The sequence below is a fragment of the Kitasatospora sp. NPDC056446 genome, from assembly GCF_042796115.1.
Lineage (GTDB): Bacteria > Actinomycetota > Actinomycetes > Streptomycetales > Streptomycetaceae > Kitasatospora.
Genome location: NZ_JBHTRF010000141.1, coordinates 1 through 8351, shown reverse-complemented (window position 1 = coordinate 8351; position 8351 = coordinate 1). Strand labels below are relative to the sequence as shown.

Below are 8351 nucleotides of genomic sequence, written 5' to 3'. Positions count from 1 at the left end.
CCCCCCCCCCCCCCCCCCCGGCCCCTCCGATTCCCACGCCTTCCGGGCTGGGAGCAAGTTCTGCCGCCGCGTCGGCAATGCCGAAGCGGCGAGGCGAAGCCGAGGCCGCACGGGGGTGGGGGGGGGAGCCACCAGGGCCGGAGGCCTGGTGGCTCCCGCACCCAAGGCCCTCGTTGGAATGCGGAAAGGGCCCTCGCGAGTGGTCTCGTGAGGGCCCCTTCCGCTTCAGCGCTAGCCCACCGAGGAGTAGGCGATGATGCCGCGGCGGAGGCTGTCGACCGCCTTGCGGGCGTTGCGGCGGAGTTCGGCGTCCTCGCCGGCGGCGTCCTGGATCTGGCCGAGGACGTCGATCAGCTGCTTCGTCCAGCGGACGAAGTCGCCGGCCGGCATCTCGGCGTCGCGCAGGACCTGGTCCAGGCTGTGGCCGAGCGACCAGCGGTAGGCGGCCCAGGCGAAGCCCAGGTCGGGCTCGCGCTGGCCGACGCCCTCGGCGGTGTTGATCCGGTGCTGCTCCTCCAGGGCGTCCAGGTGGCCCCAGATGCGGACCATCTGGCCGAGCGCCTCCTTGGCCCCGCCCTCCGGCACCCGGGGGGCGGAGGCGTCGTCGGACTGGCGGGACTCGTACACCAGCGCCGAGGCGCAGGCGGCGAGTTCGGCGGCGGCGAGGCCGCTCCAGACGCCCTCGCGGATGCATTCGGAGGCGAGCAGGTCGAGTTCGCCGTAGAGGCGGCCGAGCCGCTTGCCGTCGTCGGTGACGGTGTCGCCCTGGAGGTAGCCGAGGTCGGTGAGCAGCCCGCAGACCCGGTCGAAGGTGCGGGCGATGGTGTGGGTGCGCGAGCGCATCCGGCGTTCCAGCTGCTCGGTGTCGCGGTGCAGCCGGTGGTAGCGCTCGGCCCAGCGGGCGTGGTCGTCGCGGTCGGAGCAGCCGTGGCAGGGGTGCTGGCGCAGTTCGGCGCGCAGCCGGGTGATCTCCGGGTCGTCGGCGGCGGCGGCCCGGCCGCGGCGGAACCGGTCGGGCTCCAGGTGGCCGGCCTTGGTGCGCAGCGCGGAGGCGAGGTCGCGCCGGGACTGCGGGCTGCGCGGGTTGAAGGACTTGGGGATGCGGACGCGCTCGATCGCGACGACCGGGTGCGGGAAGTCGATCATGGCGAGGCGCTTGACCTGGCGCTCGGCGGTCAGCACCACCGGGCGCGGACCGTCCTCGAAGTCGGGGTGGCGCGAGCCGCCCCGGCCGGAGCGGTTGACCGGCGGCAGGCCCGGGTCGAGGACCAGGGCGAGGCCGGCGAACTTGCCGGTGGGGACGTGGATGACGTCGCCCGGCTTGAGCTGCTCGATGGACTCGACGGCGGCCGCGCGGCGCTGGCTGGTGCCTTCGCGGGCCAGCTCGTTCTCGCGGTCCTTGAGCCGGCGGCGCAGCTCCATGTACTCGTCGAAGTCGCCGAGGTGGCAGGTCATCGATTCGAGGTAGCCCTCCAGGCCCTCCTCGTTGCGCTGCACCTGCCGGGCGATGCCGACCACCGAGCGGTCCGCCTGGAACTGGGCGAAGGAGGTCTCCAGCAGCTCGCGCGAGCGGTGCCGGCCGAACTGGGAGACCAGGTTGACGGCCATGTTGTAGGAGGGCCGGAACGAGGACTTCAGCGGGTAGGTGCGGGTGCCGGCCAGGCCGGCCAGCGCCTCCGGGTCGAGGCCGCGCTGCCAGAGCACCACGGCGTGGCCCTCGATGTCGATGCCGCGACGGCCGGCCCGGCCGGTGAGCTGGGTGTACTCGCCGGGGGTGATGTCGGCGTGGGCCTCGCCGTTCCACTTGACGAGCTTCTCCATGACCACCGAGCGGGCGGGCATGTTGATGCCGAGCGCCAGGGTCTCGGTCGCGAAGACGGCCTTGACCAGGCCCTTCACGAAGAGCTCCTCGACGACCTCCTTGAACCGGGGCAGCATCCCGGCGTGGTGGGCGGCGATGCCGCGCTCCAGCCCGTCCAGCCACTCGAAGTAGCCGAGGACGTGCAGGTCCTCGTCGGGGATGTCGGCGCAACGCTCCTCGACGATCGCCCGGACCTGGGCCCGGTCGGAGTCCTTGTTGAGGCGCAGGCCGGAGCTGAGGCACTGCTGGACGGCGGCCTCGCAGCCGGCCCGGCTGAAGATGAAGGTGATCGCGGGCAGCAGGCCCTCGGCGTCGAGCCGGTCGATGACGTCCACCCGGCCCGGCGTCCAGACCTTGCCGGGACGGCCGTTGGGCATCGAGCGGCCCCGGCCGCGGCCGAAGCGGTCGCGGGGGTTGCGGTCGACCTCGGAGCGGGCGAGGCGGACCAGCTCGGGGTTGACGGCCTTGCCGGGGTGCTTGAGGTTGTGCTTGGGGCGGCCGTCGCGGTCCGGGTCGGCGAACAGGTCGTACATCCGGTTGCCGGCCATCACGTGCTGCCACAGCGGGACCGGGCGGGTCTCGGAGACGATCACCTTGGTGCCGCCGCGCACGGTGTCCAGCCAGTCGCCGAACTCCTCGGCGTTGGAGACGGTCGCGGAGAGCGAGACGAGGGTGACCGACTCGGGGAGGTGGATGATGACCTCCTCCCAGACGGCGCCGCGCATGCGGTCGGCGAGGTAGTGCACCTCGTCCATCACGACGTAGCCGAGGCCGTCGAGGGTGCTGGAGCCCGCGTAGAGCATGTTGCGCAGCACCTCGGTGGTCATGACCACCACGGGGGCGTCGCCGTTGACGGTGTTGTCGCCGGTGAGCAGGCCGACCTTGGCGGCGCCGTAGCGCTTGACCAGGTCCCCGTACTTCTGGTTGGACAGCGCCTTGATCGGCGTGGTGTAGAAGCACTTGCGCCCGGCGGCCAGGGCCAGGTGCACGGCGAACTCGCCGACGATGGTCTTCCCCGAGCCGGTGGGGGCGGCGACCAGCACGCCGGAGCCGGACTCCAGCGTCTCGCAGGCCTCCAGCTGGAAGTCGTCCAGCGGGAAGTCGTACAGCTGCCGGAAGCCGTGGAGGGCGGTGGCCTGCTCCTTGGCCCGGCGACGGCTGGCCGCGTACGCCTCGGCGGGGCTGAGCTCCTGGTCGTCCTGGGGCTCTGGATCGGGGGTGTTCATCGCCGTCCGGGTGTGATTGGTGTGATCTCGCATCTCAGCCAGAGGTTACCCGGGAGGACTGACATCGATAGCACCGTTTTTTCGCGATGTGTTCGTCCTTCGGGACGGCCGTCGTAATCACCGTCGGACCGGCGTCGGACCGCCGGGGGACGGCCGCCGGATCGCACGGGTGTCCGGCGTCGGACCACCCGGCGGTCGTACCGGGATCACGGCCGGATCAGTTCCCTCTCAACTCCATAGTTGCAAATGTCTTCAAGTGGTCACGGTCGACCCGGATCCGGACGAGTTCGGTCATCGCCGGTGGATCGCCGCCCGCACTCCTACCTTCGTCGTCACAGTCACCAACGCACGGGAGGACAGCCACGATGGCGAACCTGGAGACGTCCCTCAAAGAGGCCATGTCGATCGACGGCGCGATCGGCGTCGCCCTGGTCGACTACGGCAGCGGTATGGCGCTCGGCAGCCTGGGCGACGGCGGGGAGCTGGACCTCAACGTCGCCGCGGCCGGGAACACCGACGTGGTCCGCGCCAAGATGCGCGCGATGGAGCTGCTCAACCTGCACGACAACGAGATCGAGGACATCCTGATCAGCCTGACCCACCAGTACCACATGGTCCGCCCGATCACGACGCCCAGCGGGCGCGGCCTCTTCCTCTTCCTGGCGCTGCACCGCAGCCGCTCCAACCTCGCGATGGCCCGCCACCAGCTCAAGCGGATCGAAGTCTCGCTGGAGATCTGACCCCGGACCGACACCACGAAGGGGGGCATCGTGACGATGGGGGCACCTCCCGGCCGGCGGCTGGGGGAGCTCTACCAGGTCAAGGCCGAGTTCTTCCGGATGCTCGGCCACCCCGTCCGGATCCGGGTGCTGGAACTGCTCCAGGCCGGGCCGACGCCGGTCCGCGAGCTGCTCGCCGAGCTGGCGGTCGAACCCTCCAGCCTCTCCCAGCAGCTCGCGGTACTGCGCCGGTCCGGCATCGTCACCGCCACGCGGGAGGGCAGCACGGTGGTCTACGCGCTGGCCGGCGGGGACGTCGCCGACCTGCTGCGGGCGGCCCGGCGGATCCTCACCGGGCTGCTCGCGGACCGGAACCTGCTGCTCGCGGAGCTGCGGGCGGACCCGGACCGGACCCCGGACCGGCCGCCGGACCGGCCGCCGGATCGCACCCCGAACAGGCCGCCGGACCGCGCCCCGGACCGACCCCCGCAGCGGCCGGACGGCCCCTAGGCCGGCCAGCCGGACCGGCAGCCGGCTACTCCTTCAGCAGCCCGGCCAGCCCGTCCGCCAGCCGCTCGTACTCCCCCGGCCGGTTGTACAGCTGGGCGCTGACCCGCAGCACCCCGCCGCCGGCCCAGGGGCGGACGGCGATCCGGGTGCCGAGCCGCCGCCACACCTCGGCCATCAGTGCCTTGACCTGCGGCTCGGTCTCGCCGTGCCCGGCCGGCAGCCGGACGGTGCGCATCCACACTCCGGGGGTCGCGGGCAGCGGCCGCAGGCCGGTCCGCTCGGCCAGCACCCGCTGGCCGTACGCGGCGAGCGCGGCGTTGTGCGCGGACACCGCCTCCTGGCCGAGCGCGCGCAGCAGGTCGAAGCCGGCCGGGGCGGCCAGCCACGGCGTGTAGTCGCAGGTGCCGCGCCATTCGACGTTGCCGGGGAAGCCCTTGTCGTGCTCCCAGGAGAGGGCCAGCGGGCGTACCCGCGCGGTCCACTCGGGGCGGACGGCGAGCACGCCGGTGGCGCGCGGGGCGAAGGCCCACTTGTGCAGGTTGCCGAACCAGAAGTCGGCGTTCGGGTCGGCCGGGGCGGGCAGCATGCCGGGCGCGTGGGCGCCGTCGACGACGGTGGTCACGCCGCGGGCGCGCAGCTCGGCGAGCAGGGCGGGGCCGGCCACCAGGCGGGCGGTGGGCGAGGTGAGCTGGTCCAGGACGGCGACGGTGGTGCGCCCGTCCACGGCGGCGAGCACGGCCTCGCGGACCGCGTGCTCGTCCGGCGCGTCCAGCGGCACCGCTGCCACCACCAGTTCGGCTCCGGTCTCGGCCGCCTTGCGGGCGGCGGCCTGGGTCACCGCGCCGTAGCCGTGGTCGGTGACCAGGATCCGCTGGCCGGGGCCGAGCGGGAGGCTGTCCAGGGCGATCGCGGTCGCCTCGGTGACGTTGCCGACCAGGGCGAGCCGGTCCGGGTCGGTGCCGAGTTCGGCGGCGATCAGGGCCCGGGCGGCGGCGATCCGGGCCGGGAGGTCGGCGAAGAAGCCGTCCGGGTCCAGTTCGTGCTCGACCCGCAGCCGCTCCTGCGCGCGCTGGACGGGGACGGGCACGGCGCCGAACGAGCCGTGGTTCAGGTGCGCGGCTTCCGGCGACACGCTGAACAGCCCGTCGGCGGCGGGCAGCGGGGCCGGGGGCTCGGCGGTCCGCAGGTCCTCGATCACGGTGTCCTCCACTGACGGGGCGCCATCATAGGTGGTGTGTGACATTTCACATGACAGACTACTGGTCGGGACACGCACCGCGCGACCACGATCGGGGCCGTGACCATCACCGACGCCTTCCTTGCCCTCAGCGCCCGTACCGGCCGGTTCACCTTCGGCGCACCGCGCGCGTACACCCTCGCCGAGGACGGTACCCGGCTGCTGCTGCTCCGCTCCACCGGTCCGGAGGATCCGGTCGACCGCCTCCACCTGCTCGACACCGCCACCGGCGCGGAGCGCACCGTCGCCGACCCGGCCGCCCTGCTGCCCGGCCGCACCGGCCACCGCGACGACCTGCCCGTCCTGGAGCGCCGCCTGCGCGAGCGCACCCGGCTGGTCGCCGCCGGGATCGGCACCTACGCGGCCACCGCCGACCTCGCGGTCGCCGTCTTCACCCTCGACGGCCGGCTGTTCCGCACCGACACCGCCACCGGCTCCAGCGACGAACTCCCGGTCGCCGGGCCCGCGTTCGACCCCCGGCCGGACGCCACCGGCCAGCGCGTCGCCTACGTCGCCGACGACGCCCTGTACGTCACCCCCGGCCTCGAACCGCTCTCCCCCGCCGACGGCGCCCGCTGGGGCGTCGCCGAGTTCGCCGCCGCCGAGGAGCTCGGCCGCGCCCGGGGCCACTGGTGGCGCCCGGACGGCGGGGCGCTGCTGGCCGCCCGGGTGGACGAATCCGCCCTCCCCCGCCGCTACTTCGCCGACCCGGCCCGCCCCGCCGAGGCGCCCGAGGACTTCGCCTACCCGCAGGCCGGCGGCCCCAACGCCGACGTCCAGCTCTGGGTACTCGGCCTCGACGGCAGCCGGGTCCGGCTGACCTGGGACGCCGACGCGTTCCCGTACCTCTGCGCCGCCTCCTGGGCCTCCGACCGGGAGCTGCTGCTCACCGTCGCCGACCGGCTGCAGCAGAACGTGCTGCTGCTCAGCGCCGACCCCGCCACCGGCGCGACCGCCGAACTCTCCCGCACCACCGACGAGTTCTGGGTGGACGAGCTGCCCGGCACCCCGGCCCGGCTGGCCGACGGCCGGCTGCTCACCGTCCTCGACACCCCGCAGGCCCGCGGCCTCGCCCTGGACGGCAAGCCGCTGGACACCACCGGGCTGCAGATCCGCCGGGTGGTCGGGCAGCTGCACGGCCGGCTGCTCTGCGAGACCGGCCAGGGCGACCCGGCCGACCAGTACGTCCACCTCGTCGACCCGGACGGCGGCGCGCCCGAGCCGCTCACCACCGGCCCCGGCGTCCACTCCGCGCTCGCCGCCGCCGGCACCGTGCTGATCACCTCGGCCGGCGCCGACGGGGTCCGCCGCCGGATCCTGCGCGACGGCCACGAGCTGCCGCTCACCGACCTCGCCGCCGAACTGCCGTACCCGGTCCGCCCGCAGCTCGCCCGGGTCACCGACCGCGGCCTGCCCACCGCCGTGGTGTACCCGCGCCACCACGTCCCCGGCCGCCGACTGCCCGTCCTGCTGGACGTGTACGGCGGGCCCGGCTACCAGGCCGTGGCCGTCGAGCCGCGCCGCTGGCAGCTCCGCCAGTGGTGGGCCGACCAGGGCTTCGCCGTGGTCACCACCGACAACCGCGGCACCCCGTTCGTCTCCCCCGACTTCACCCGGGCGATCTTCCGCCGGTTCGCCCAGGTCGCCCTGGACGACCAGGTCGACGCCCTGCGCGCGCTCGCCCTCCGGCACCCGGACCTCGACCTCGGCCGGGTCGGCGTACGCGGCTGGTCGTACGGCGGCTACCTCGCGGCGCTCGCCGTGCTGCGCCGCCCCGACGTCTTCCACGCCGCCTGCGCGGGCGCCCCGCCCACCGACTTCCGCCAGTACGACACCGCGTACACCGAGCGCTACCTCGGCCTGCCGCAGGACAACCCGGAGGGCTACGGCGGCGACGACCTGGTCCTCGACGCGCCCGAGCTGAGCAGGCCGCTGCTGCTGATCCACGGGCTCGCCGACGACAACGTCCACCCCTCGCACACCCTGCGGCTGTCCCAGGCGCTCACCCGGGCCGGCCGGCCGCACGCGGTGCTGCCGCTGCCGGGCGTCACCCACATGACCCCGGGCGGGACGAACGAGCAGCTGGCCCTGGCCGAACTCGCCTTCCTCCGGGACGCCTTGGGCTGACGCTTCGGCCGGGTCACCTGCTCCGCCGGGCCCCGCACCGTCGGTTCCGTTGCGCCGCCCGGGCCGGACTGCGACACTCCGCGTGATCGCCGCCCGGCCCGGGCGGACCAGCGAACGGGGAGAGCGGACGGATGAGGATCGACAGACCCGGCCCGGTCGGGCAGCGGCAGTGGACGCCGCTGACCATCGGCAACGCCGGACTCGCCTTCGGACTTGAGCTCGCCCTGCTGGCGTCGCTCTGCTACTGGGGCTTCAAGACCGGCTCCGGCCTGGCCGGCCGGCTGCTGCTGGGGCTCGGCGCACCGGCCCTGGCGGCGCTCGTCTGGGGCCTGTTCCTGGCGGCGGGCGGGCCCCGCTACCGGCTGCCGCTCGCCGCCGAGATCGTGCTCAAACTGCTGGTCCTCGGCACGGCGGCGCTCGCGCTGCACGCCACCGGGCGGACCACCCTCGCGGCGGTGTACGGCGGGCTGGTGGTGGTCAGCGTGGCCCTGGAGTACACCACCCGCTGACGGCCGGGGCCCGGACGACCCTGGGCGCCGGAGAACGGCGCCGAAGAAGGGCATCGGGAAGGGGGGGGGGGCCCCCCGGGGGGGGGGCCCCCCCGCGGGGGCCGCGCCCCCCCCCCCCGAACCCCAGGCCAATGGAAAAAAAAAAAAAGACGGTTAAAAAAA

The 8351-nt window shown here is 74.1% G+C and carries 6 protein-coding genes; 4 read left to right on the top strand and 2 right to left on the bottom strand.

Translation table 11 applies throughout. The annotated features are described in order from the left end of the window. Positions 1-231: 231 nt before the first annotated feature. Positions 232-3087, bottom strand: coding sequence for a DEAD/DEAH box helicase (locus ACFQ6N_RS39650; RefSeq protein ID WP_380659022.1), 2856 nt, complete (start codon positions 3085-3087; stop codon positions 232-234). Positions 3088-3452: 365 nt separating this feature from the next. On the opposite strand from ACFQ6N_RS39650, the gene ACFQ6N_RS39645 reads away from it, so the two are divergent. Together ACFQ6N_RS39645 and ACFQ6N_RS39640 are read left to right on the top strand one after the other, a co-directional pair. Further along, positions 3453-3827: a hypothetical protein gene (locus tag ACFQ6N_RS39645; RefSeq protein ID WP_380659021.1), complete on the top strand. Its 375-nt coding sequence runs from the start codon at positions 3453-3455 to the stop codon at positions 3825-3827. 36 nt (positions 3828-3863) lie between these two features. Then, positions 3864-4316 carry an ArsR/SmtB family transcription factor gene (locus ACFQ6N_RS39640; protein ID WP_380659020.1) on the top strand — a complete coding sequence of 151 codons (453 nt, stop codon included), beginning with the start codon at positions 3864-3866 and terminating at the stop codon, positions 4314-4316. A gap of 25 nt (positions 4317-4341) precedes the next feature. On the opposite strand, the gene ACFQ6N_RS39635 is transcribed toward ACFQ6N_RS39640, so the two are convergent. Continuing rightward, on the bottom strand, positions 4342-5526 hold the full coding sequence (locus ACFQ6N_RS39635; RefSeq protein WP_380659018.1) for an aminotransferase class V-fold PLP-dependent enzyme: 1185 nt from the start codon (positions 5524-5526) through the stop codon (positions 4342-4344). An 87-nt stretch (positions 5527-5613) separates the two neighbouring features. On the opposite strand from ACFQ6N_RS39635, the gene ACFQ6N_RS39630 reads away from it, so the two are divergent. Together ACFQ6N_RS39630 and ACFQ6N_RS39625 are read left to right on the top strand one after the other, a co-directional pair. Then, positions 5614-7680, top strand: a complete 2067-nt coding sequence (locus ACFQ6N_RS39630; RefSeq protein ID WP_380659017.1) for a prolyl oligopeptidase family serine peptidase — start codon at positions 5614-5616, stop codon at positions 7678-7680. 131 nt (positions 7681-7811) lie between these two features. Beyond that, on the top strand, positions 7812-8189 hold the full coding sequence (locus ACFQ6N_RS39625; protein ID WP_380659016.1) for a YrdB family protein: 378 nt from the start codon (positions 7812-7814) through the stop codon (positions 8187-8189). The last annotated feature ends 162 nt before the right edge of the window (positions 8190-8351 follow it).